At 41.3% G+C, this 24859-nt stretch carries 13 protein-coding genes, 2 tRNA genes and 3 rRNA genes; 12 read left to right on the forward strand and 6 right to left on the reverse strand.

All coding sequences use genetic code 11. From position 1 onward, the window contains the following. The first annotated feature begins 7 nt into the window (after window positions 1-7). The 6 genes from GQR87_RS04270 (at window position 8) to GQR87_RS04295 (ending at window position 7373) form a co-directional block, all read left to right on the forward strand. Complete coding sequence (locus GQR87_RS04270; protein WP_158966882.1) at window positions 8-919, forward strand: ExeA family protein; 912 nt, start codon at window positions 8-10, stop codon at window positions 917-919. Beyond that, window positions 912-1952 carry a general secretion pathway protein GspB gene (locus GQR87_RS04275; protein WP_158966884.1) on the forward strand — a complete coding sequence of 347 codons (1041 nt, stop codon included), beginning with the start codon at window positions 912-914 and terminating at the stop codon, window positions 1950-1952. Before GQR87_RS04270 ends, GQR87_RS04275 begins: the two co-directional genes overlap by 8 nt. A 141-nt stretch (window positions 1953-2093) precedes the next feature. Next, window positions 2094-2957: an ABC transporter substrate-binding protein gene (locus tag GQR87_RS04280; RefSeq protein WP_158966886.1), complete on the forward strand. Its 864-nt coding sequence runs from the start codon at window positions 2094-2096 to the stop codon at window positions 2955-2957. 124 nt (window positions 2958-3081) lie between these two features. Further along, on the forward strand, window positions 3082-4443 hold the full coding sequence (locus GQR87_RS04285) for an MFS transporter (RefSeq protein WP_158966888.1): 1362 nt from the start codon (window positions 3082-3084) through the stop codon (window positions 4441-4443). A 1-nt stretch (window position 4444) separates the two neighbouring features. Continuing rightward, window positions 4445-6856, forward strand: a complete 2412-nt coding sequence (locus GQR87_RS04290; RefSeq protein WP_158966890.1) for a GH36-type glycosyl hydrolase domain-containing protein — start codon at window positions 4445-4447, stop codon at window positions 6854-6856. Continuing rightward, window positions 6846-7373, forward strand: coding sequence for a gluconokinase (locus GQR87_RS04295; protein ID WP_158966892.1), 528 nt, complete (start codon window positions 6846-6848; stop codon window positions 7371-7373). The genes GQR87_RS04290 and GQR87_RS04295 overlap by 11 nt, the downstream gene beginning before the upstream one ends. A 76-nt stretch (window positions 7374-7449) precedes the next feature. On the opposite strand, the gene GQR87_RS04300 is transcribed toward GQR87_RS04295, so the two are convergent. From GQR87_RS04300 to GQR87_RS04315, 4 genes are all read right to left on the reverse strand, one after another. Next, on the reverse strand, window positions 7450-10587 hold the full coding sequence (locus tag GQR87_RS04300; protein ID WP_158966894.1) for an efflux RND transporter permease subunit: 3138 nt from the start codon (window positions 10585-10587) through the stop codon (window positions 7450-7452). Continuing rightward, a complete protein-coding gene (locus tag GQR87_RS04305; protein WP_158966896.1) occupies window positions 10577-11881 on the reverse strand; it encodes an efflux RND transporter periplasmic adaptor subunit in 1305 nt (434 codons plus the stop codon). The genes GQR87_RS04300 and GQR87_RS04305 overlap by 11 nt, the downstream gene beginning before the upstream one ends. Window positions 11882-11915: 34 nt before the next feature. Then, window positions 11916-13307: a TolC family protein gene (locus GQR87_RS04310; RefSeq protein WP_158966898.1), complete on the reverse strand. Its 1392-nt coding sequence runs from the start codon at window positions 13305-13307 to the stop codon at window positions 11916-11918. 157 nt (window positions 13308-13464) lie between these two features. Continuing rightward, window positions 13465-15582, reverse strand: a complete 2118-nt coding sequence (locus GQR87_RS04315) for a trypsin-like serine protease (RefSeq protein ID WP_158966900.1) — start codon at window positions 15580-15582, stop codon at window positions 13465-13467. 240 nt (window positions 15583-15822) lie between these two features. Here GQR87_RS04315 and GQR87_RS04320 point away from each other — a divergent pair, with 240 nt between their 5' ends. Beyond that, a complete protein-coding gene (locus GQR87_RS04320) occupies window positions 15823-16326 on the forward strand; it encodes a VC2046/SO_2500 family protein (protein ID WP_158966902.1) in 504 nt (167 codons plus the stop codon). A 56-nt stretch (window positions 16327-16382) separates the two neighbouring features. On the opposite strand, the gene GQR87_RS04325 is transcribed toward GQR87_RS04320, so the two are convergent. Next, a complete protein-coding gene (locus GQR87_RS04325) occupies window positions 16383-17579 on the reverse strand; it encodes a dipeptidase (RefSeq protein ID WP_158966904.1) in 1197 nt (398 codons plus the stop codon). 390 nt (window positions 17580-17969) lie between these two features. Continuing rightward, window positions 17970-18752: a hypothetical protein gene (locus GQR87_RS04330; RefSeq protein ID WP_158966906.1), complete on the reverse strand. Its 783-nt coding sequence runs from the start codon at window positions 18750-18752 to the stop codon at window positions 17970-17972. A 522-nt stretch (window positions 18753-19274) separates the two neighbouring features. On the opposite strand from GQR87_RS04330, the gene GQR87_RS04335 reads away from it, so the two are divergent. The 5 genes from GQR87_RS04335 to rrf all read left to right on the forward strand — a co-directional run bounded on the left by GQR87_RS04335 (window position 19275) and on the right by rrf (window position 24806). Next, window positions 19275-20807 (forward strand): 16S ribosomal RNA (locus GQR87_RS04335). A gap of 243 nt (window positions 20808-21050) precedes the next feature. Continuing rightward, window positions 21051-21127 (forward strand) — tRNA-Ile (locus GQR87_RS04340). A gap of 99 nt (window positions 21128-21226) precedes the next feature. Continuing rightward, window positions 21227-21302: transfer RNA gene (locus GQR87_RS04345), tRNA-Ala, on the forward strand. A 358-nt stretch (window positions 21303-21660) separates the two neighbouring features. Next, window positions 21661-24538 (forward strand): 23S ribosomal RNA (locus GQR87_RS04350). Between the two features lie 152 nt (window positions 24539-24690). Beyond that, window positions 24691-24806, forward strand: a 5S ribosomal RNA gene (gene rrf / locus GQR87_RS04355). Together the 16S, 23S and 5S rRNA genes with 2 tRNA genes alongside form the textbook arrangement of a ribosomal RNA operon. The last annotated feature ends 53 nt before the right edge of the window (window positions 24807-24859 follow it).

Consider the following 24859-nt stretch of genomic DNA (forward strand, 5'->3'; position numbering starts at 1 on the left):
TCAACTTATGTATCTTAGCTATTTTGGATTAAATGATAATCCGTTTTCTATTGCCCCCAATCCCGACTATTTATATATGAGTCCAAGACATAAAGAAGCTTTGGCACATCTCATATTTGGTTTACGGGAAAGTGGTGGTTTTGTCATGTTGACTGGGGAAGTGGGAACCGGCAAAACCACAGTTTCTCGAAAACTCATGCAACAATTGCCTGAAAATACCCAAGTGGCTATGATACTGAATCCTACTTTATCTTCACTAGAATTGTTGGGAACCATTTGTAATGAATTGGGTATTGAATATAAAGAAAAACATGCCAGCTTAAAATATTTCACAGATCAAATTTTGGCAAAACTTGCTAATAACCATGAACATGGAATCAATACTGTATTAATAGTGGATGAAGCTCAACACCTGTTGCCTGAGGTATTAGAGCAATTAAGATTGTTAACTAATTTAGAAACCAATCGCGAAAAGTTACTTAAAGTGGTGTTAATTGGTCAGCCTGAATTACAGCAGTTATTAAAACGTAATGAATTACGTCAATTAGCTCAAAGAATTACAGCCCGATATCACTTATTACCATTGTCTAAAGAAGAGGTAAGCGCTTACATTGGTCATAGGTTAGGGGTAGCAAATGGTGATATTAGTGTGTTTTCTAAAGCTACGATTAAGACTGCTTTTTCTATTAGCGGGGGGATCCCTAGAGTCATTAATTTGCTCTGTGATAGGGCTTTAACCCTAACGTTTACCAAGCAGTTACCTGTGGTGTCTGAACATTTATTTATCGCTGCGGCTGAACAGATTTTGGGCGCTGATGTGGTTAAACAGCGACAAGGTCGAGTGTGGACTTATACATTATTGGCCGTGTTTATCGCCTCTGCAGTATTAGGTTATAGTGCGGGGTGGTTAAATGCATAAGCAGCAACAAGACAATATACTGACAACTCAAGCGTTAAAACCAGGCATGGTAATAATACGTGTTGTTCAGCAAAATGGACCGATTAAAATTAAAAAATCAGGACTAGTGACTAGCCAAGAAATGATTCAAGGTCTGATTGAAATGGGGATCCAACAAGTAGAAGTGGATCACCACCAGACTGTTGAAATTGATACTGATCAGCCCCTGAAAATTAAAAAGTCTGCCACCCGTAGAATGTTAGAAAGCGACACAGTGATAAACAGTCGAATTGATGATGGCTTGTCAGATCAATACCATCGCAGTTTGTTTTTACCTTCAGTACAAGATCTCCCTTCTGCGTGGCAGTACTATGTTAAGCGATATGTGCAGCTTGGTATTATTGCTATAGGTGGATTTGGCTTAGGATTAACTGCATTTAATTATCAAAGTGTCTTCACTGTTTTTCCTTTTACCTCTGAGCCTGTGATTAGGGTCGGTCAAAATATCCCACTTAAGACCGCTGATGTGGGAGCTGAGGGAATAAAAGATGAAATAAAGTCAGCAGAAAATCAGCTAGATGACAAAACAGTTACCTCACATAATTCAATACAAGCTGCAGAACCTAAACCTAAAGAGCACGTTGAACCAGCTACAGTAATCGCTGTTGAACAGGAAAAGGTTGTAGAAAGTGCTCCAGCTGTAGCCGAAAGTAGACCGAATATTTCGGCTGAATTGATAGATAAGTTTAACAAAGCGATTGCTCAAGTGGCAGATGAGCCAGATAGAGGAAATACTCAGCGCTCAGTTAAAACAGATGTACTTAGAATTGATCAACTGCCTGCATGGGTGATGACAACCTTACCAAGTATGTCATTTTCAGCCCATATGTACGCCTCAGAGCCATCACAAAGGTGGGTCAGAGTAAATGGTACAAAAATGTTTGAAGGTGATGTCATCGCGGACAAAGTGCAGATCATCAGAATAGAACCACAACATGTTATTTTAGAGTATTCTGGACAGGATTTTTCAATGGCTGCGCTGACCGACTGGTAAGAATTTTGATATTACAAATATCGCTAACACAAATTTTTGTAATACTATGATTTTCCATTATGTTGTAGTTTTGAATACAAGTTATCGAGCAAATGTATCAGGGAAATAATTATCGGAAACAGCCGTTGTGTATGGTAGAAAATGGATAAAATTCACATCATAGAAGAATGCTTAATGGAATTACGTTTGAGCACTTCTATTCGCTCTATTTACGGGTTAATCAGACACCTATATTGGACTATTTGGGTTATTGTCTTATTACCAAGTGTTAGTTTGGCTGAAGCTCTTTTTATAGCTGAAGCTCACCATAGGGCTGAACATCCTTCTATAAAAATCGCTACTGGAGACCATTACTCTCCATTTATTGATGATAAGTTACCTAATGGTGGATGGTCAGTCAGCATAGTTCAGCGTGTTTTAGAAAAGTTATCAGTACAAGCTGAAATTATATATTTACCTTGGGATAGAGCACTTAAATGGACCAATGAAGGACAAATTTTTGGCAGTTTTCCCTTTGTTTACTCCCCGCAAAGAGCCGAGACCTTATTGTTTTCTAAACCTATTAATCATGTACCTGTTTATATGTATGTGGCGCAAAATTCTGAGTTTTCTACCCTTGAGTCATTAACAACAAAACGTTTATGTTTTCCATATGACTATGCTTTAAGTTCACTTGAAAAAGATATTGTAAATAAATATGCAATGACAATAAACCGCGTTAAAGATGGAACTGGATGCATTAAACATGTGCTGAAAGGCTGGAGTGATGCGGGATTAATCAATAGCTATATCGATATTTCAAAATTATCAGCCGTTCAAGATGAAGAGCAAATGATAAAAGTGTTTGCTCAACAACTTGCTCTGGTGCCTTTACATTTTGTAATCAGCAAGCAAGGAAAAGACTCACAATTATGGATTGATAAATTTGACCAAGCCTTAGCGCAGATCGATAGTAATGGTGAAAGAGCCATTATTGATAATCAATATCGTAAATTACTGAATTAATATAAGTCTCAAATCTAGTAATAATTGGCATTCCGAAAATTAATAATGAAATCGTTTTCAATAATGTTAAATTAATGTTTATAATTGGTAACCTTAATTTGTAAGACATCGCAAGGAGCCTTAAATGGCGGATGTTCCAAGTAACCAAAAACTATCCTTAGGTGAAAAAGTCAGTTATGCCATGGGGGATGTGGCATCTAATTTTTATTGGCGTGTTTTTGATGTGTTCTTATTTATTTTTTATACCGATGTTTTTGGTTTGTCGCCTGTGGCCGTAGGCACTATGATGCTAGTTACTAGGCTAATTGATGCATTTTCAGACCCTATCATGGGCGCCCTAGCTGATAGAACTAACACTCGTTTAGGTAAATTTAGACCTTATTTGCTGTGGGGGATTATTCCCATCGCGGCAGCAGGTATTCTGACTTTTACTGTGCCTGATTTAGATGATGGCGGTAAGCTGATTTGGGCCTATTGTACTTATATATTTATGATGTTGGCTTACACTTTTATTAATGTACCTTATGGAGCACTTCTAGGGGTGGTCACTGCCGATAGTCAGCAACGTACAACCTTAACTAGTTTTAGGTTTATAGGTGCATTTTCAGGGGGAACCTTAGTCGCTTACATGACTCCCAAATTAGTGGCTTGGTTAGGTCAAGGCAATGAAGCTCTTGGCTGGCAGTTAACTATGAGCTTGTACGGTTTTGTCGCTTTGATATTATTTGTAGTGACTTTTTTGGCCACTAAAGAACGTATTAGTCCACCTGCTGGTCAAAAAACACCAGTTATCCAAGATATAAAAGACTTACTTTCAAATAAACCTTGGTTGGTTCTTTTTACTTTAGCCTTAGTCATAATGATGACAATCTCATTACGGGGCAGTGTTGGTACGTTTTACTTTAAATATTATGTGGATCGCGAAGATTTAATTGGTACTTTTTTAGGGATCTATATGATTTCTCTCGCTATTGGTGCCGCCAGTACTCCTCTGTTGACCAAGTTTTTAGATAAGAAAAAATTATTGATGGTGTTAATGGCTGCCGTGGCTGGTTTATCTGTGGTGTTTTATTTTGTACCTAAAGATGAAATTTGGTTGATGTATAGCTTACAAGCGGCCATTGGCTTATGTCTTGGTCCTAAGTCTCCCTTAGTGTTTTCAATGTACGCTGATACTGCAGATTATTCACATTGGAAAACCGGTCGACGAGCCACCGCTATGATATTTTCTGCCGCTGCTTTTGCGCAAAAGTTAGGAGGAGCATTAGCTGGTGCAATGATTGGTTGGATGTTAGGTGCTTTGGGTTATGTGGCGAATCAGAGTCAAAATGCCGGCTCTGAACAAGGTATTGTTTTATTGATGACATTGATACCAGGTGCTTTTGCAATATTAGCCGTATTTGTGGTGCGTTTTTATCAGTTGGATGAGGACCAAATGAAAAGCTTACATGCTGATTTGAAATATGGCCAAGAGGAACAAGCATAACATGTTAAAAGGAAATTTTTGCTCGATAGAACGTCATGATGATGGCGCACGGTATGTGTTAAAAAGCCCGACTATACTGCCAAATGCTAGTGGATTCTTGTGGAATAAAAACATGCTAATTCAGGCTAACTGTCGTGGTTATGCCCTTGCTCAATTTATGCAACCTGACGCGGGAAAGTATGTTTCGGGTCCTGCATTTGAAGCAAAAACATTTATGCAGCCAGAGCAGCCTTACTACGCTAATCATCCAGGGCGTTTTGTTTATGTAAAAGATAATGCTGATGGTAGTTTTTTTTCTGCGCCCTATGAACCCGTTAGAGTAAAACTAGACAGGTTTGAATTTATTGCTGAGCCTCATCAAATTACTTGGTTATCTGAATATAATAAAATTCGTTTAACTTTATGTTTGCGTTTACCAACAGAAGCAGCCCTAGAGTGTTGGCAGGTAACCGTTGAAGATTTGTCTGGGCAAGGCAGAGATTTAAGTATTTATCCTTATTTCCCTATTGGTTATCGTTCTTGGATGAATCAGTCCGGTAAGTTTGAACCTGCTTTAAATGCTGTGGTGTGCCGTAGTATTGAGCCCTATCAAAAGGTCGATGATTATTATAAAAATAAAAGTTTGCATGAGCTGACATTTTTAGCCGCCGATGTACCTGCTGACTCCTGGGAAACTAGTCAGCACATATTTGAAGGGGAGGGGGGACTCCATCAGCCTTCCGCGATACAACAAACAAGTTTAAATAATAGTGTGGCAAATTATTGTACGCCCACTGCAGTCATGCAATTTAAAGCTCGGTTAAAACCTAAAGAGCGTAAAAGCATTCATTTATTATTTGGGCCAGCTAAAGATTTTGCTCAAATCAGTGCTTACAAAAGCCAATTTTTAACCCATGGCCAGCAAGAGTTTGACGCTTTAGAAACGGAATTTAAACAGTATTTACACAGAGGGAAAGGGGTATTACAGATTGATACGCCTGATACAGAATTAAATGCATATGTTAACCATTGGATGGCCAGACAGCTTTATTATCATGGTGATGTGAATCGTCTGACTACCGACCCTCAAACTCGTAATTATCTGCAAGATAATATGGGCATGGCTTACATTTTGCCAAAGGTGAGTCGCGCTGCTTTTATCTTGGCTTTGAGTCAACAAAATAGCAGTGGTGAAATGCCTGATGGAATTTTAATTACAGCAGGCGCCGAACTTAAATATATCAACCAAGTGCCTCACACTGATCACTGTGTTTGGTTACCTATTTGTTTAAAAGCTTACCTAGATGAAACAGGTGATTATGGCTTATTAGATCAACAAGTGGCTTTTGCTGATACCGAACAAACATCATGTGTCTCTGAACATATTAAGCGAGCCATGTTTTGGCTGGATAAAAGTCGAGATCATAGGGGGTTAAGTTATATTAACCAAGGTGATTGGTGTGACCCTATGAATATGGTGGGGTTTAAAGGTAAAGGGGTATCAGCTTGGTTAAGCTTGGCATCTGCGTATGCTATGTCTGTGTGGGTAGATATACAAAATAATGTTAGTGCAAAATTGACAGCAAGCAATCGAACACTCATGCAAAAAATTGCTGAAATTAATCAGCAGGTTAATCAACATTGCTGGGTGGAAGATCGTTTTGCTCGAGGTATTACTGATGATGGTCGAGTATTTGGCATTGCTGGTGATAATGAAGGAAAAATTTTTCTTAATCCTCAGAGTTGGGCATTTTTAAGTGGTGCAGCCTCGGGGCCGCAAATACCTTTGATGTTAAATGCGATTAAACAAAATTTGGATACACCTTACGGTTGTATGATGTTAGCTCCTTGTTTTACCAATATGGTAGAAGACATAGGCCGTGTGACGCAAAAATTTCCGGGCACAGCTGAAAATGGCTCTGTGTATAATCATGCCAGTGCTTTTTATGCCTATAGCCTATTCACTTTAGGTGAGAGCGATTTAGGATTTGAGCAATTGAAAAAAATGTTATCTACTGATAAAGACATTTTAACCAAAGGTCAATTACCTCTTTTTATTCCTAACTATTATCGAGGTGCTTATTATCAGTTTCCAAATGAAGCGGGTAAGTCTAGCCAATTGTTTAATACTGGCACTGTTGCTTGGTTTTACCGTTGTTTGATTGAACAGGTATTTGGTGTCTCGGGTTGTAAACAAGGCTTGTTGATTAAGCCACAATTACCAAGTGATTGGCCTCAAGCAAAAATAATTAGGCAATTCAGAGGGGCAACTTTTAAAATTTGCTATTTACGTGATAAAAACTGTCTTCAGCAAGAAGTATGGCTAGACGAGCAATTGTTAGAATCAAATTGTATAACTGAATTCACCGCGGGTAATACTTATCAGGTAGTGGTGAAGTTACCTTTTATAGGGGCTAATTCACATGACAAATAACACTATGCCCAAGTTGATTATAGTGATGGGGGTGAGTGGCTGTGGTAAATCTTCGGTGGCCAGTCAACTTGCTAATGATTTAGCTTATCAATTTGTCGAAGCTGACGATTATCACTCTGAGCAAGCTAAGAATATGATGGCTAAGGGAATACCTCTGACCGATGAAATAAGATTACCTTGGCTAAACAGAATCATTGTTCACTTAAGACAACAGCCGTTAAAAAATTCAGTAATGGCTTATTCTGGTTTAAAACGAGAGCACAGACAGTTGTTTCGTGAATGTGGCTTTAACACTATCTTTGTCCATTTAACTGGAAGCATTGCCTTGATAAGTCAACGCATGCAGGCACGAACTGGACATTTTATGCCTGAGTCAATGTTGCAAAGTCAATTTGATTCCATGCAATGGCCTGAAGGAGAGGTAGATGTTGTAGATATTGATATACAGCAATCGCTTGCAGATATTATCGAACAAGCCCGTGTTTGTACGACACTTCTTAACCCGAATTCAGGTTAACTAGAAACAATTCGAGGCTGTCACTTCTTTTAACTAATAGCTAGATCATTTAGGTGGTACTAACTTTATCTGATCGCTAAACTTCTGGCGTAGTATTAGTTGGTTTATCCAAATGTTTCCACACATGTAATAGCTTGTTTTTTGCTATTTCTATATCGACCCCAACTAAATACAAACATGGGGTCAATATTAATGTTGTGAGAGTTGCGAATATAATGCCGTATGCGAGAGATACCACCATAGGTACTAAGAACTTGGCTTGTTCTGTGTCACCAGATAACATAGGAATAAGACCGACAAAGGTGGTTAGAGAAGTTAATGTTATGGCTCTAAAACGAGAGCGACAAGCTTCTCTCATCGCATTTAACGAACTTTTTCCTTGGGCCTTTAAGTTGTTTAAACAATCCACTAAGACTAAGTTGTCGTTCACCACTACACCTGCTGCAGCTAAAATGCCTAACATCGAGAAAGCACCAAAATAGACCTCGTGAGCTAGATGTCCAAAAATTGAACCTGTATAGGCAAAAGGTATGGCGGACATGATCAACAAGGGCTGACTGTATGATTTAAATGCCACAGCCATTAATACGTAAGCAATAAATAGAGCTAAACCTTCATAATGATAAACTTTATCCATGAAGTCATCTTGGTTACGTGAACGGCCTTTTCTGTCCATATTAACTTCTGGATTGCGTTTCGCCCATTCTCCTAAGTAATCGACCTTTATTTTCTCTTTTAAAGCGCTTAAATTATTGCCGGCATAATCGGCATACACCCAAGCAACTTTCATCCCATCGCGTCGTTGAATTCGGCTAATGCCTGGTTTTAATTCAATATTAACTAGGTTTACCAAAGGAATTTCATTTTTATTTCGAGTTCTAATTTTAAGTGCATACAAAGAATCAATATCTTCTCGTTCTGAACGGGAATAATGTACTTTTACTCTTGAGTCACCTCCTTCTCTGGGCAGTCTTTGTACTTCTTGCCCATAAAAAGCCTGTTTAACTTGTTGGCTAATGTCTTTTAAAGTGACTCCTAGTGCTTCAGCCCCTGGTTTCATACTGAACATGATCTCTTTACTGCCACGAGCCAAACTATCCCTAACTAAATAAACATCATTATACTCGGCTAAATGGTTTTTAAGTTCGTTGACCGCAATTGTCATAGCGTCAAGATTATTGCTCTGCATCATAAACGCCACTTTAGGCTCACGTTCGTTTAGGGTCGCTTTAAACTCAATTTCTTCAGCATCAGGAATTTCACCAATATATTCTGTTAATAAGTTAGTGGCGGTATCGGTATCTATAATCCGTTCAGCATAGGGGACTAATTTTAAGTAACTTGAAATTCGACTGCCTGAAATTCGGCTATAGTGATGGGCGATAAATTGGCCATTACCATCAGTGCTAAGATCGGCCACATATTTAGTGAGTTTCTCTTGACCGGCATTCATTTGGCTTAATACTTGTTGCATACGATCAAAAGAAACGTTTTCTGGCAGAGTGATATTCAGCCTTATCGTGTCAGCTTCAATTTTTGGTTCAAAAGATTGCAGAATAAAATTGTCATTCAATAATTTAACCGACAAACAAAATACGAGAATAAATACCGCAACAACTAAGTATCGACACTTTAATAAGAAGTCGATAAAGGGGCCATACACTTGGCTACCAACCCAAGTTAAAAAATCAGCAAATTTTTTCTGAAACTTTGCTAGCTTCGAAGGTTTTTCGTTTGGGTCATCATCGGGTAAATGGCGTAAATGTGAAGGTAATATAAATAAAGCTTCGAATAAAGAAAAACACAAAGCTAACATTACCACTATGGCAATAGTGCGTGTAAATTCAGCTGTACTGCCAGGCAAAAACGCCATAGGCATAAATACAATAATGGTGGTTAATACGCCAAACACCACTGGTTTGGCAACCGCTTGTACTCCTAACAAAGCTGCTTTTTCGCCATGATGTCCAAGTTCATGTTGTTTATGAATACTTTCGCCAATCACAATGGCGTCGTCTACCACTATCCCTATCACCATCATAAAGGCGAATAAAGATAACATATTGAGTGACACAGAAAAGCTAGGCAATAACCAAAATGCAGCTGCGAAAGCTGTGCCTATTCCGACAGAAACCCATAAAGCAATCCGAGGTTGCAGGAACAATAATAATAAACTAAAAACTAAAATAAGACCGCTGATAGCGCTGTTAAATATGGTATCTAAACGACTCTGATAGGCATTATTCCAGTCTTCCCAAACAGTTAGGCTGACACCTTCAGGAAGTTGTTTTATTTTCTTTTCGATATAATTGTTTACGTTCGCAGACATCACAGGGATATTCATATAATCGCCGTTATACACATCAATCAATAATGCTGTTTGGCCGTCGAATGAAGAATATCTTTTACTGGCTGCAAGGCCATCATAAACGGTCGCTACATCACCTAATCTAAGAATTGCACCATCCGCAGAATGGCGTAAAATTATTTTTTCGAAATCTATTTGTTTTTCAGCACGGTTACGTATATTTAATCTAAAAGTTTCGGTTTCTCCAAATACACTACCAGCTGAGCTATTAATAGAGTTATTGCGTACTGCTGATTCAATTTCGCTAAAAGATAAACCATATTGGCGTAACTTTTGTTCTGTGACTTGAATAGATATTTCTTCACTGATGTCACCACTGATATCGACATTTGTAATGAGTGGTAGCGCAGCTACTTCTCGACGAATTTCTTGTGCCAGTTTATTTAACATTAATTCATCAATATTGCCGTGTAGGGCAATCCTGATCATTTGATCTCGTTTAATGCGTTCTGTGACTATGGGTCTGTCTGCGTCATTAGGCAGACCATTGACTGAGTTTATTTTTTCACGAATATCATCTGAGAATTTTCGTCTATCAACTCTTTCTTCTCCTGTAATTACCACTTGAGCACGACCTTCATAAGCGGTAGAAACAATAGATTTAATCCCTTCTACATTTTTGACGGATTCTTCAAAACGAACAATTAGCTGATCTTCTACATCTCTTGGGCTAGCCCCTCGCCAGGTCATACGAACATCCATTATTGGCAGACGTACGGTGGGAAAAGGCTCTTTTTCTATGGTTAATAAGTAAGACATACTGCCCGCTACCACTAATATCAACATGGCCAAGTTGGCCGCAATAGGGTTGCGAATCCACCAAGCTAGAAGAGAATTATTTTGCATTGTTTTGGCCTAATAGCGCGAGTTTTTGTTTGTCTTCACTTGTTACTCTTAGCCCGTCTTTTCGCTTTTTTGCTGCACTGCCGAGTTGGTCACTAATGGGTCTTTTTCGTGCTAATTGACCATTAGGTAATAAAGGTTGTAATGGCATACCAGGAGTAGGAATGGCTAATGCAGAAGTAATTACTAGGCTATGATCAGGTAAGTTTTTAACGACAATCGAATCTGGGTTACGTTGCACTATCTCGGCAATTTTTACTTGTAAGCGGTTATCTTCATCAACTACCCATAATTGTTCGTTGCTCCTTAAGGCCGATTTAGGTAACTCAGTTATCTCGTCGGCGAGTTGTCCTGTAATCTGCGCATTAACGAACAAACCTTTTAGCAAGGGTTGTTGATTATCACTAGGATTATGTACTTCGGCAACGGCATAAAGACTACGTGTTTGACTATCAATAGCTGCCTCAACTCGGATGATTTTGGCATTCCAGCGGTATTCGTTTTGTCCTACTTGGGCGCTCAGTTCAACTGCAAACTCTGAATCTGCATATTGAGTGTAATAATCAAGAGGTAGGCCTATTTGACTAAATTGCTCAGCGGTCATAGGTAATCTGACTTCCATGACGTCGTTACCGTGTAATTGAGCCACTAAGCCACCACGGTTTAAGTATTGGCCGATGGTTAAGGTTTCTTTTTCTATTCGAGCATCAAAAGGAGCAAAAATTTGGGTTCTTTTTAACGCTAATTCAGCAACTGCTAGGTCGGCTTTAGCTGCATCCAATGACGCTTCCGCCTGTTTCAATTGAGGAATACCCAATGCTAAATCTGATGGGTTTTTCCGGCCTAGGTCAGCGAGTTCTCTCTGTGCTGATTCTGATTCAGCTTGAACTTTAGTTAATTGTTGTTCTGCTTGTGCGACCCTAGATTGTCTTTGGATCACTTCTAACAAATAATCACTTTGATCGATCTGGATTAATAACTCACCTTGTTTGACTTTACCGCCATTCACCAGGTTATCTGACAGTTTATCTATTTTCCCCGTCACTTCACTGCGAATTTCTAGATCTTGCTTAGGTAGCATCTGGCCTTGGCTATGCCCCATTAAAGCAGCACTGCTTTGTGTTGCTTGATGCACAAATACTTTATGCAACTTAATGCGCCTAGGGCGCTCATTGGGTTGAGGTTTGTTTTCATCCAACCAATTCACTACGGTTAAGCTAAATAGTAATATAGCGATAGGTGCTACTAGCCATTTTATAATTTTACCGATTAATATTTTGCGTGAATTTGCGGACATATCGCTCAGAAAAAATGATTTGCGGGGCATGTTATTAGGTCTCACTGGAAATAGGGAAGGGTTCACCTAGAGCTAAAATTAAGTCCACTCTATTTGATAAAATAGCAAAACGGCTACGGATCAAATTGACTTTGGCTGATATACGCCGAGTTTGTATGTTGAGCAATTCGAAACTGCTAGCTAAACCATTTTGATAGTTTTCTATAGTACGTTTTTCCGCTTGATCGATTTGCTCATAGGCATTTTCTAAAGCTACAAAACGTTGGCGTTGAATTTGTTCTGCGTATAAGGCATGTTCAATTTCTTGCCAAACGGTCAATAAGGTTTGCTGGTATTGCGCTAAAGCTAAATCTTGTCTGGCTTTTTGTTGTTTTATTTTTGCATCAATAGCGCCGTTATTAAATATGGGTTGTACTAAATCAGCAGTAAGGCTAGCTAGCCAGTATTTCCAATCAAATAACTGGCTAAAATCTTCACGGTTAGCTCGAAAACTGGCACCCAGATTGATGTCGGGTAAATATCCCTTTTCTGCTTCCTTACTACGATAATGTGCGCTCATTAAGCGATATTCAGCCGCTACTAAATCGTGTCTTTGTTTTAATACTCTTTGAGGAGAAACTAACTCAATAATTTGGGGTAAATTAATTTCATCACGGGTGTTGTTGATAGCAGCGCTAGGGTAACGTCCTAACAGTAGATTAAATCGTTGTTTGGCTTGATTAAGGCTTAGACGTTGTTGGTTGAGAGAAGCTTGAATGCTATACAAACTATTTAATGCTAAACGATAATCTTGGCTACTGCTTAATCCTGAATCTAAGCGTTGGGCGGTAATATCGACTCTATGTTGCTGACTTGCTAAGTTTTGCTCAGACCAATACACCAGTTCATTCGCTTCTTGTATGTCTAAGTATCTCAACAATATTTGGCCAATTACAGATTGTTGTGCAGCGGTAAAGTCAAATTCAGAGGCATACAATTCAGCAGTGGTTGCTGCGCGGGTATTGGAGAGTTTTTGCCACAGATCTAATTCCCAACTGGCTCTAAAGCTGGCTGAATAACGACTTTGGCTGACTTTTTCGTTAGCATTTAATACCTGTTCTTGCCGTGAGCCTAAAGTTGCATCTAGTTTAGGTAATAAACTGACCTGACTTGCTTGATTGTTGGCTTGACTAAGATTCAGACGGGCTAGGGCAATTTTTATACTTAAGTTATCAATTTTAGCTTGTTGCAGTAGCAGTTGTAGTTCTGTAGGTATAGCTAATAAAGGTGTTGATACTTGGCTATTTGGGGTTGTTGCTGATGATGTCGCATTAAACCAAGTCGCAGGGATAGTTTGATTTTCAGGTAACTCAAGGTCAGCTCTTTTTACGGAAGAGCTGCAAGCGGTGAAAAATAATAGAGCTGTTAATACAAAAAATTTATCCATGGAACGAGTTTATTTTTAAGTCTAACTACTTATAAATTGATCATAACGATTTTTAGCCTTAGATGGGAAATTACAATGTAAAGATTGTGTAATTGTCATACAAGCTGAAGAGTCGTCTAAATACATTGTCAGTTAGTTCTTAAATTAGTGCGACATGCTAATACTTACTTTGCCAATTTCTGCGTAAAAACAAACCACTAGCCAAGACCATTAGCAACCAAGCTAAGCTACCTCCGCTCGAGGGATTACTGGTTGTGGGTTCAGTGGGAGTCGGTTGTTGTGGATTGGTTACTGGGTCAGCAACAAAGGTTACATTGCCGACAAAACCTTTATCTTGTCCCTCGTCTGTAGCGGGATCTTTGCTGTATATCCAAGTGATAGTGTGTAAACCATCTCCTAATGTTAATAGGTCATCTGCATAGCTTTGTAGCTCCACTTCACCGCTAATGTACTCTATTAGTTGACCATCTATATAAAGTGATAAGATATCGAAAGGGTCATCGTCATCTTCCTCATTTTTTTCTGAAGATACGCCCCAGTCAAAACTTAATGAGCCCGCTCCATCAATTAATGCTAATAAAATACTTTGCTGTTTGTGGTTGATATTACCGCTTTCTACTCCCCCAGTAGAATGGCTTACCCATGTGCGCTCTCCCCCTGAAAACCAACTCACTTTGTTATTAGCTGGACCGGCAACTCCAGTTAATGTTTCCGCTGGGTTAATGGCTAAGCCCACTAATTTAGCTTGACTAACTTTTATTAACGGGTTGTCAGCAGTAATAATAATACTAGCTAAATGTTCATTAGCCTCTAAAGGGTGATAACTAACTGTGATTTCACAACTGCTACTTGTGGCTAAAGCACTACAAGTATTTTCACCTAGGGTGAATGCACTATCTCCTTGCAGGCTAAAGCTGAGATTGCTGATGATCTCTGAATTATTGGTGACTTTTAGTGTAGCAGTGCTGTTAAAGTCAACGGGAACAATGCCAAAATCCTGTAACTGCTGTATCGCGATACCTTGGGTAATAGTATCTATCCAATCGGTAAATTCAGCTACTCTGGTATAAACACCTGGGTAGTTAGGGTCGGCACAACCTACACCAAAACTCACTATACCCACTTGTAGTATACCCTCATTGGTTTCTACCACTAACGGCCCCCCACTGTCACCTTGACATGAGCCTTGTTCTAACGAGCTGGTGGCGCATAACATGGCATCGGTAATAGTGTTAGCTGAGAAATTTTGTTTGCAGGCTGTATTACTGAGGAGAGTTAAGTCGACTTTATGTAACACATCAGGAGAATTAGAGGTCGGGCCTTCTCCTGATACATATCCTGTTCTGCCCCCCCAACCGGCCACTGTGGCGGTGCTGTTCGCTTCTGCCAATTGGCGAGTAAGGGTTTTATTGGCTAATTGAATGCCATCTGCATTAATTGATTGAGTTAGTTCTACTAGAGCAATGTCATTATTGATTGCGTCAGCATCATACTCTGGATGAATGAAAGTATTGGCTATGGGGATCGCGTTATCCGCACCGTCAGATAAATCGTACTCTCCAACATTCATTTGGAATAAGAAAGCGTTTGGAGAATCCACGCAGTGGGCAGCTATGAGTACCCATTTGCCACCCAAAAAACTCGCTCCACAGCTTGCTTCTTGGCGAGTATTGCTGACCGATGCGACTTTTATTTCTGCTGTTTCACCTATTAATGTAAGTAATTTATCTCCATCTGATTGAGTGATAGCCACCAGTGGAATTTTTCCGCTGAAATTATTACCTACAGTGCCAGATATAATGCCATTTTCATTGTTATAAATGATCGCACCACTACCACCTGCATTTTCACAATTTAACGCTTTGTCGGCAAAGGTAACTCCTTCGCCAGTGTCGGGATGAATTCCCCCTCGTTCAATTAGACAAATTTTATTTTGTACGTTAGTACAAAGTTGTTGTCCATCTCCACATGAAACTATTTCTGCTGTGATCGAGCCGTCTGGTCCGGCAGTGAAATGTTGTGTGTCATATCTTACTTGGTTAATGATTAATGAGGTGTTTACCCCTTGATATGTCACCACATAAGCTGTCATCCAAGGCCAGTCTTGTGGGTTGGCTATTTCACCACCCACTATTTTAGGAGTGATAATACTGTTATTAGATTGAACTGTTGCACTAGTTGACTCTTTTTCGGCGATAGCAGGTAAAGAAAAAATAACGATAAGACCTGTCACAACAGTCGCTAGAGTATTTTGCAGATTAAGAAATTTTTTCATAAGTTCCTGAATATAATAATTAAGGTCTTGCCATCAAATGGCTAATATATTTTGCTGGTTACGCTAAACAAGATAGCAGTCAGTTTTGTTGCCCAATCGTCATAGAAGCGAGCCCTTGTGTCAAATGAATCTAAGCAGAAATCGACAATAGTGAGCAAATTGTTATAAATCCTGAAATAGATTCAAGTCTTAGCAGAATATTTCGATAACCTAGTTAACTAGGTTTTTTGGACAATTCTATTGCTCGACTCCACACATCAAGCTGAACCATTTTCTTCTGGCGGGGTTGATCCCGTTAATCTTGTTGATCGTGAGTTAAATGGGGAAATTAATCGGGCGGCGACTCAAGGCGCTAAATTTTCCTTACTATTAGCCATGTTAGAGCAGAATACTCTAAACCGTCCTCAATTAGAGGCTCAAGTTGAGGTTAACCAAGATGAAAAGCCTATTTTACATTATTATCGTTCTCCACCATTGGTGGCTGAAGTCGAGAGTTGGCAGCATTTTCAACAAACTAGCGAGCTGGTGAACTCAGGACATGTTCAAAGTGCGCATTTATGGTTAATGATGCATCCTCAACCACTTTCTCGACGTAATGACCCTCTGCATGTAGACGACAATATAGTAGCAAATTGCAGTTATCCTACACAAATACGTTTGCAACAAGAACAACAAAGGTTACTCAAAATTGATGAGACTGGGTTATACGATATTCTGCAAGAACTGACGCCTAGTGCGGCTTAAGGATTGGTTACTATGAGTAATAAATACCCCCGACAATTAGACGGGGATAATTACCGTTAATGTTTCGCAGCGTAATCTTCGTTAATTTTCCACACTCGTAAAAAGTTTTCTCCTAAGATCTTAATGATGTCTTGATCGCTATAACCTCGGTCTAATAACCCTTGAACTAAGTTAGGGTAAGTTGATACATCTTTTAGGTCGGTTGGTAAAGAGTCTCCTACACCATCGTAATCAGAACCAATTCCAACGTGATCTATACCAATTAATTTAACCACATGATCAATATGATCCAGCACACTTTCTAAAGTGGCATAGGGAAAGGGGCTTTTGCTACGATACGTGTCGTCGAAAGTCTTTATCTCATCACTGTCTTTACCATACTTCTCTTCTATTGCTTTTCTTTTCGTACTACGTTTTTTGCCCCAACCATTGGCTATCCCTGTGACAAAGGTTGAACCAAAGTTAATTTGGATGACACCACCATTTTTACCCAATGCTTTAATCATGTCATCGTCCATGTTGCGTTCAAATCCTGGGGTAAAGCTACGTAAAGATGAATGAGAGGCAATAACCGGAGTTTGACTAATGTCGATGGCTTGATAAAAAGCATCATCCGAGACATGAGAAATATCCACTAATATCCCTAACTTGTTCATTTCTTTGACTAACTCTTTACCGAAGGGACTGAGACCTTTCCATTGTCTACGAAGATCATAAGAAGAATCAGCAATATGATTACTTTGCGAATGAGCTAGAGTGATGTACCTAATTCCACGATTATAAAAGTGATGTAAATTGTTTAAATCACCTTGGATAGGTGAACCATTTTCCATGCCAAGTGGCAGTGAAATCAATCCCTTGGCAAATTGTTGCTTAACATCGCTAACACTGGTGGCGATGGCAAATTTTTCAGGAGCTCTACCTACTATGGCCTCTACATAATCAATTAATTTGTCGGCAAGTTCTATGGATTTGTCTGATTTATCTAGGCTGGCTGGAATATAAATAGACATAAAAGGGGCATTTAACCCGCCTTTAACTGCTCTTGGATAATCAAAATCTCCACCTTCAGTGGCTTGAGTGACATCTTGCCACTTTTGATTTAAGCGGTAGGGCACATCAATATGTGAATCAATTAGAATGTTATCGTGAGCTAATTTAGTGGCTTTATCGCTTACTGTTATAGCGTGAGACTGACTTGTTACAATAATGGCAATGACAAATAAGCCACTGTTCTTTATTTTTTTAAACATACAATTTTTCAAAATAATTGTCTCCGGCTAGATTTGTAAGTTATTAATATATACAGGGCTGCTATTGATCGGTAGCCCATGCTATTTCAGTCTATAGAATAGGCTCAAAAAGTAAATGTGGGATTTTTGTCTAAAACTGAATATATAGGCAGACTAGATTTGATCTGAACCTGAAGTGATACTATGTCAGATATCTTGATACAGTGAGTACGACAAAAGTGAAAATATGCAGGCGCATTTATAGGAGCACGTTTATAATACTTGACTAGAACTCATGATAGAAATGAAAAGCTTACTTTTATTAATTGTAAAGTAAGCCCTATTTAGCGTAATTATCACAAAAAAACTCAATGTGTTTAATAATGGCGAAAGGCCAATTAATCAAGCAAGTTAATCCTTGGCTTTTGCGTCTTTGTGTAATATTTGCGCAAGTTCTTCTGCAGTCGCTCCACCGTTAATTGCATACTCTTCTATATGAACTAAACTTACGCCCGAATTTTGAGCTGTGTGTAGAATATCCGTCATATCTTGGTTCTGAGCTTTAGACTCCTTGATTGCGGTAGTAATAACTTCTTCAGCATCATTCGGGAAAATAGCCAATAATGCCTCCACTGCATACTGTCCTACAAAAGGAACGGCGCCAATCGCTGACTGTAATATATCTACTATTTTATTAGGGTGTGCGATAGCTAACGATTGAACTATATAGTCAGCTGAGTCAGGTTCAGTAATTACGGCTATTCGAACAATCTCCTTTAATTGCTCTGGAGTGGAGTGAGCTGCTGCTGTCACCACAAAATCAACGTAGCTTGGATCTGCGCTGATGGCTGTTTCAACAATATTGCTGCAACTTGTTATGCCTTTCTCAATTGCTATAGTTACAACTTCTTGGGCTAATGTTGGTTGAGCAGATATTGCTGAATGTATTATCTCAACATATTGTTCTGGATATAAATCCAAAGCCGTACCAACAATGGCTGCTGCTTGTTGAGGGTAATGATTAACTATGCTTTTGATCGCTTGACCAATAGTTGAATTGTTCTGAACTTGCATTTGAACAAACTTCTCATTGATTTTGTTTGCTCTGGAAGTATCAGTACTTTCATCTGTTATTGTTGAGCTTAAAGTGGTGAAAGAGGTTGCAACTAAAAGCGCTCCTAAAAAAACCTTCATACAAATACACCTAATGATTGACGACCTAAGTTAAGACAACTCAGACCCAATAAGTTCAAAGTTAACAAAAAATTAACTAAAACGATAGTTAAATAGCCAATTTGAATGAAAAGTATGCAGTGAATGAATTAATTAAGATTATTGCAAAAAAGGGGTTGCAAGGTGGGAGGTTATCTCTATAATGCGCCTCTCGCTTCGGGGAGGTCAGTTAAAACGACTTACCGAGACAGGATTTATCAAGTATAAATGTTGTGGTTGTGATGCTCTGAGAGTGTTGTGGTTAGCGGGATGCAGCAGGATGTTTAGTTTAAAATAAATTAAATTATTATGTTGACATTGAAATAAGAGAGCGTATTATACGCCTCCCGCTTAAGAGGGTCTTCGGACAGTATCTAAAGCGAGACTTCTTCGGAAGTGGCTACTGAGGTAGCAATGTTCTTTAACAATTAATAACAAGACAATCTGTGTGGACACTCACGAAGTGAGCGTTCACCAAAAAAAATTCATATTTTCAAAAATATTTAATTGAAGAGTTTGATCATGGCTCAGATTGAACGCTGGCGGCAGGCCTAACACATGCAAGTCGAACGGAAACATGTCTAGCTTGCTAGATGATGTCGAGTGGCGGACGGGTGAGTAATACTTAGGAATATGCCTTTGTGTGGGGGATAACTATTGGAAACGATAGCTAATACCGCATAATGTCTACGGACCAAAGGGGGCTTCGGCTCCCGCGCAAAGAGTAGCCTAAGCGAGATTAGCTAGTTGGTGTGGTAAAGGCTCACCAAGGCGACGATCTCTAGCTGTTCTGAGAGGAAGATCAGCCACACTGGAACTGAGACACGGTCCAGACTCCTACGGGAGGCAGCAGTGGGGAATATTGCACAATGGGGGAAACCCTGATGCAGCCATGCCGCGTGTGTGAAGAAGGCCTTCGGGTTGTAAAGCACTTTCAGTTGTGAGGAAAGGTTTGCGGTTAATACCCGTAAGCTGTGACGTTAGCAACAGAAGAAGGACCGGCTAACTCCGTGCCAGCAGCCGCGGTAATACGGAGGGTCCGAGCGTTAATCGGAATTACTGGGCGTAAAGCGCACGCAGGCGGTTTGTTAAGCTAGATGTGAAAGCCCCGGGCTCAACCTGGGAATAGCATTTAGAACTGGCAGACTAGAGTCTTGGAGAGGGGAGTGGAATTCCAGGTGTAGCGGTGAAATGCGTAGATATCTGGAGGAACATCAGTGGCGAAGGCGACTCCCTGGCCAAAGACTGACGCTCATGTGCGAAAGTGTGGGTAGCGAACAGGATTAGATACCCTGGTAGTCCACACCGTAAACGCTGTCTACTAGCTGTTTGTGGATTTAATCCGTGAGTAGCGTAGCTAACGCGATAAGTAGACCGCCTGGGGAGTACGGCCGCAAGGTTAAAACTCAAATGAATTGACGGGGGCCCGCACAAGCGGTGGAGCATGTGGTTTAATTCGATGCAACGCGAAGAACCTTACCTACTCTTGACATACAGAGAATTTAGCAGAGATGCTTTAGTGCCTTCGGGAACTCTGATACAGGTGCTGCATGGCTGTCGTCAGCTCGTGTCGTGAGATGTTGGGTTAAGTCCCGCAACGAGCGCAACCCTTGTCCTTAGTTGCCAGCCTTAAGTTGGGCACTCTAAGGAGACTGCCGGTGACAAACCGGAGGAAGGTGGGGACGACGTCAAGTCATCATGGCCCTTACGAGTAGGGCTACACACGTGCTACAATGGCGAGTACAGAGGGAAGCGAACCTGCGAGGGTAAGCGGATCCCTTAAAGCTCGTCGTAGTCCGGATTGGAGTCTGCAACTCGACTCCATGAAGTCGGAATCGCTAGTAATCGCAAATCAGAATGTTGCGGTGAATACGTTCCCGGGCCTTGTACACACCGCCCGTCACACCATGGGAGTGGGTTGCAAAAGAAGTAGCTAGTCTAACCTTCGGGAGGACGGTTACCACTTTGTGATTCATGACTGGGGTGAAGTCGTAACAAGGTAACCCTAGGGGAACCTGGGGTTGGATCACCTCCTTACTATTACGGCGAACCTTGCTTCGTTGAGTGTTCACACAGATTGTTTTGTTGTTGATAAGAAAGAGCAAAAAGAAGTGCTTGGGATATTCAAGCAATTTCTAGCGCTGTAAAGTCATCGTTTATTGCGATGATTTTTGTTCTAGGCAAGGCGGCTTTGGAGCGAGCGAGGGCGTGTACAAGTAGTACATAACCGAGTGAGTGACAAACAAAGGCGCAGCATAGGGCAAAAAGCAGAAGCAAGAAAGGCTTGTAGCTCAGCTGGTTAGAGCGCACCCCTGATAAGGGTGAGGTCGGCAGTTCAAGTCTGCCCAAGCCTACCAAATCTTTCCTACTCTGCGTTGAATGACGCGTTGTGTGCGGTGCACACGGCCTAATCATTCGCCTTGATTAGAAAAGATTAGTAAATACCTGCTTTATGCGGGGCCATAGCTCAGCTGGGAGAGCGCCTGCCTTGCACGCAGGAGGTCAGCAGTTCGATCCTGCTTGGCTCCACCACTTTATGTGGTAAATGATTTGCTCAAGAGATTAAGTAACCTTAATCAATGAATGTTTTTAGTAATGTTTATTGATTAGGGTTTTTTAAACCTTAAATGTTCTTTAACAATATGGAAAGCTGATAAAAAAGTAATCGAAAACTAAAAGAGAAAGCTCGAAAGAACTTACTCTATCTGATTTTTATGATTAGTACTTGTCACGCATACAACAGTGAGACGTCTGTTAAAAGAGTCTTACACCTAACTTTGGATAAAAGGCCAAAGGGTGGACGAGTTGTTTGATTTATCTCTGACGTTACTGAGGTGAAAAAAGCAACGTGTCATTACGTCAGTAATGAAGAGGTCATTTGGGGTTGTATGGTTAAGTGACTAAGCGTATACGGTGGATGCCTAGGCAGTTAGAGGCGATGAAGGACGTGTAAGTCTGCGATAAGCTGTGGGGAGCCGACAAAATGCTTTGATCCACAGATTTCCGAATGGGGGAACCCAGTCCTTAGGGACTATCTGCAACTGAATACATAGGTTGTAGAAGCGAACGAGGGGAACTGAAACATCTAAGTACCCTTAGGAAAAGAAATCAACAGAGATTCCCCTAGTAGCGGCGAGCGAACGGGGAGTAGCCGAGTAGTAATGAAGTAGCAGAATGTGTTGGAAAGCACAACGATACAGGGTGATAGTCCCGTATGTGAAGCGTCATTATTGCCATATTAAGTAGGTCGGGACACGTGTTATCTTGACTGAAGATGGGGGGACCATCCTCCAAGGCTAAATACTCCTAACTGACCGATAGTGAACCAGTACCGTGAGGGAAAGGCGAAAAGAACCCCTGTGAGGGGAGTGAAATAGAACCTGAAACCGTATACGTACAAGCAGTAGGAGCAGGAGTTTACTCTTGTGACTGCGTACCTTTTGTATAATGGGTCAGCGACTTATATTTAGTAGCAAGGTTAACCGAATAGGGGAGCCGTAGCGAAAGCGAGTGTTAACTGCGCGTTTAGTTGCTAGGTATAGACCCGAAACCGGTGATCTAGCCATGGGCAGGTTGAAGGTTGAGTAACATCAACTGGAGGACCGAACCGACTAACGTTGAAAAGTTAGCGGATGACTTGTGGCTGGGGGTGAAAGGCCAATCAAACCGGGAGATAGCTGGTTCTCCCCGAAAGCTATTTAGGTAGCGCCTCGGACGAATACCACAGGGGGTAGAGCACTGTTAAGGCTAGGGGGTCATCCCGACTTACCAACCCTTTGCAAACTCCGAATACCTGTGAGTACTATCCGGGAGACACACGGCGGGTGCTAACGTCCGTCGTGAAGAGGGAAACAACCCAGACCGCCAGCTAAGGTCCCTAAATATTACTAAGTGGGAAACGAAGTGGGAAGGCTAAGACAGCTAGGAGGTTGGCTTAGAAGCAGCCACCCTTTAAAGAAAGCGTAATAGCTCACTAGTCGAGTCGGCCTGCGCGGAAGATGTAACGGGGCTAAGTAATATACCGAAGCTGCGGACGCAAACTTATGTTTGCGTGGTAGGGGAGCGTTGTGTAAGTGGCTGAAGGTGAACTGAGAGGTTTGCTGGACATATCACAAGTGCGAATGCTGACATGAGTAACGATAATGGGGGTGAAAAACCCCCACGCCGGAAGACCAAGGTTTCCTGTCCCATGCTAATCAGGGCAGGGTAAGTCGGCCCCTAAGGCGAGGCAGAAATGCGTAGTCGATGGGAAACGGATTAATATTTCCGTACTTGGTATATCAGTGAAGGGGGGACGGAGAAAGTTATGCAAGCCTAGCGTTGGTTGTCTAGGTGAAAGTGCGTAGGGTTGAATTTTAGGTAAATCCGGAATTCTACATGCCTGAGACACGAGACGAGACACTACGGTGTTGAAGTTGCAAATACTCTGCTTCCAGGAAAAGCCTCTAAACTTATGATATCGAGACCGTACCCAAACCGACACAGGTGGTCAGGTAGAGAATACTAAGGCGCTTGAGAGAACTCGGGTGAAGGAACTCGGCAAAATCGTACCGTAACTTCGGGAGAAGGTACGCCGCTGATTGTGATTGGACTTGCTTCATGAGCGATTGGCGGCCGCAGTGAAATGGTGGCTGGAACTGTTTATTAAAAACACAGCACTGTGCTAAATCGAAAGATGACGTATACGGTGTGACGCCTGCCCGGTGCCGGAAGGTTAATTGATGGGGTTAGCTTCGGCGAAGCTCTTGATCGAAGCCCCGGTAAACGGCGGCCGTAACTATAACGGTCCTAAGGTAGCGAAATTCCTTGTCGGGTAAGTTCCGACCTGCACGAATGGCGTAATCATGGCCACGCTGTCTCCACCCGAGACTCAGTGAAATTGAAATCGCAGTGAAGATGCTGTGTACCCGCACCTAGACGGAAAGACCCCGTGAACCTTTACTATAGCTTGGCACTGAACATTGACCCTACATGTGTAGGATAGGTGGGAGACTTTGAAGCGTTGTCGCCAGATGACGTGGAGTCTACCTTGAAATACCACCCTTGTAGGTTTGATGTTCTAACATTGTTCCCTTATCGGGAATGTGGACAGTGTCTGGTGGGTAGTTTGACTGGGGCGGTCTCCTCCCAAAGCGTAACGGAGGAGCACGAAGGTTGGCTAATCCTGGTCGGACATCAGGAGGTTAGTGCAATGGCATAAGCCAGCTTAACTGCGAGACAGACACGTCGAGCAGGTACGAAAGTAGGTCATAGTGATCCGGTGGTTCTGAATGGAAGGGCCATCGCTCAACGGATAAAAGGTACTCCGGGGATAACAGGCTGATACCGCCCAAGAGTTCATATCGACGGCGGTGTTTGGCACCTCGATGTCGGCTCATCACATCCTGGGGCTGAAGTCGGTCCCAAGGGTATGGCTGTTCGCCATTTAAAGTGGTACGCGAGCTGGGTTTAGAACGTCGTGAGACAGTTCGGTCCCTATCTGGTGTGGGCGTTGGATGATTGAGGGGAGCTGCTCCTAGTACGAGAGGACCGGAGTGGACGAACCGCTGGTGTTCGGGTTGTTTTGCCAAAGGCATTGCCCGGTAGCTACGTTCGGAATCGATAAGCGCTGAAAGCATCTAAGCGCGAAGCGAGCCCCAAGATGAGTCATCCCTGTACGTTTAACGTACCTAAAGGGTTGTTGAAGACTACGACGTTGATAGGCAGGGTGTGGAAGCGTAGCAATGCGTTGAGCTAACCTGTACTAATTGCCCGTGAGGCTTAACCATACAACGCCCAAGTGGCTTTTTAGCACTAAGCGTGTATTGAGTGACAAGACAACATCATAGAGAGAAGAGTAAGACTAAGAGCTTTTTAGCCTCGATTATTTGGTCAATAAGACCTCAGCTTTTACATATTGATAAGAACATACCAGTTTTTGTCTGGCGGCCATAGCGATGCGGTCCCACCTGATCCCATTCCGAACTCAGAAGTGAAACGCATTAGCGGCGATGGTAGTTTGGGGTTTCCCCATGCGAGAGTAGCACACTGCCAGACTCCTATTCAGAAGAAAGGCCACCTTAATAGGTGGCCTTTTTTTTGTGTGAAAA

The organism is Paraglaciecola sp. L3A3 (genome assembly GCF_009796765.1).
In the GTDB taxonomy this organism is placed as follows: Bacteria; Pseudomonadota; Gammaproteobacteria; order Enterobacterales; family Alteromonadaceae; genus Paraglaciecola.

What these genes read in the sequence shown, in the direction of transcription:
- GQR87_RS04270 (WP_158966882.1), top strand. Translation starts at nt 8, where the DNA reads ATGTATCTTAGCTATTTTGGATTAAATGATAATCCGTTTTCTATTGCC.
- GQR87_RS04275 (WP_158966884.1), top strand. Translation starts at nt 912, where the DNA reads ATGCATAAGCAGCAACAAGACAATATACTGACAACTCAAGCGTTAAAA.
- GQR87_RS04280 (WP_158966886.1), top strand. Translation starts at nt 2,094, where the DNA reads ATGGATAAAATTCACATCATAGAAGAATGCTTAATGGAATTACGTTTG.
- GQR87_RS04285 (WP_158966888.1), top strand. Translation starts at nt 3,082, where the DNA reads ATGGCGGATGTTCCAAGTAACCAAAAACTATCCTTAGGTGAAAAAGTC.
- GQR87_RS04290 (WP_158966890.1), top strand. Translation starts at nt 4,445, where the DNA reads ATGTTAAAAGGAAATTTTTGCTCGATAGAACGTCATGATGATGGCGCA.
- GQR87_RS04295 (WP_158966892.1), top strand. Translation starts at nt 6,846, where the DNA reads ATGACAAATAACACTATGCCCAAGTTGATTATAGTGATGGGGGTGAGT.
- GQR87_RS04300 (WP_158966894.1), bottom strand. Translation starts at nt 10,587, where the DNA reads ATGCAAAATAATTCTCTTCTAGCTTGGTGGATTCGCAACCCTATTGCG.
- GQR87_RS04305 (WP_158966896.1), bottom strand. Translation starts at nt 11,881, where the DNA reads ATGTCCGCAAATTCACGCAAAATATTAATCGGTAAAATTATAAAATGG.
- GQR87_RS04310 (WP_158966898.1), bottom strand. Translation starts at nt 13,307, where the DNA reads ATGGATAAATTTTTTGTATTAACAGCTCTATTATTTTTCACCGCTTGC.
- GQR87_RS04315 (WP_158966900.1), bottom strand. Translation starts at nt 15,582, where the DNA reads ATGAAAAAATTTCTTAATCTGCAAAATACTCTAGCGACTGTTGTGACA.
- GQR87_RS04325 (WP_158966904.1), bottom strand. Translation starts at nt 17,579, where the DNA reads ATGTTTAAAAAAATAAAGAACAGTGGCTTATTTGTCATTGCCATTATT.
- GQR87_RS04330 (WP_158966906.1), bottom strand. Translation starts at nt 18,752, where the DNA reads ATGAAGGTTTTTTTAGGAGCGCTTTTAGTTGCAACCTCTTTCACCACT.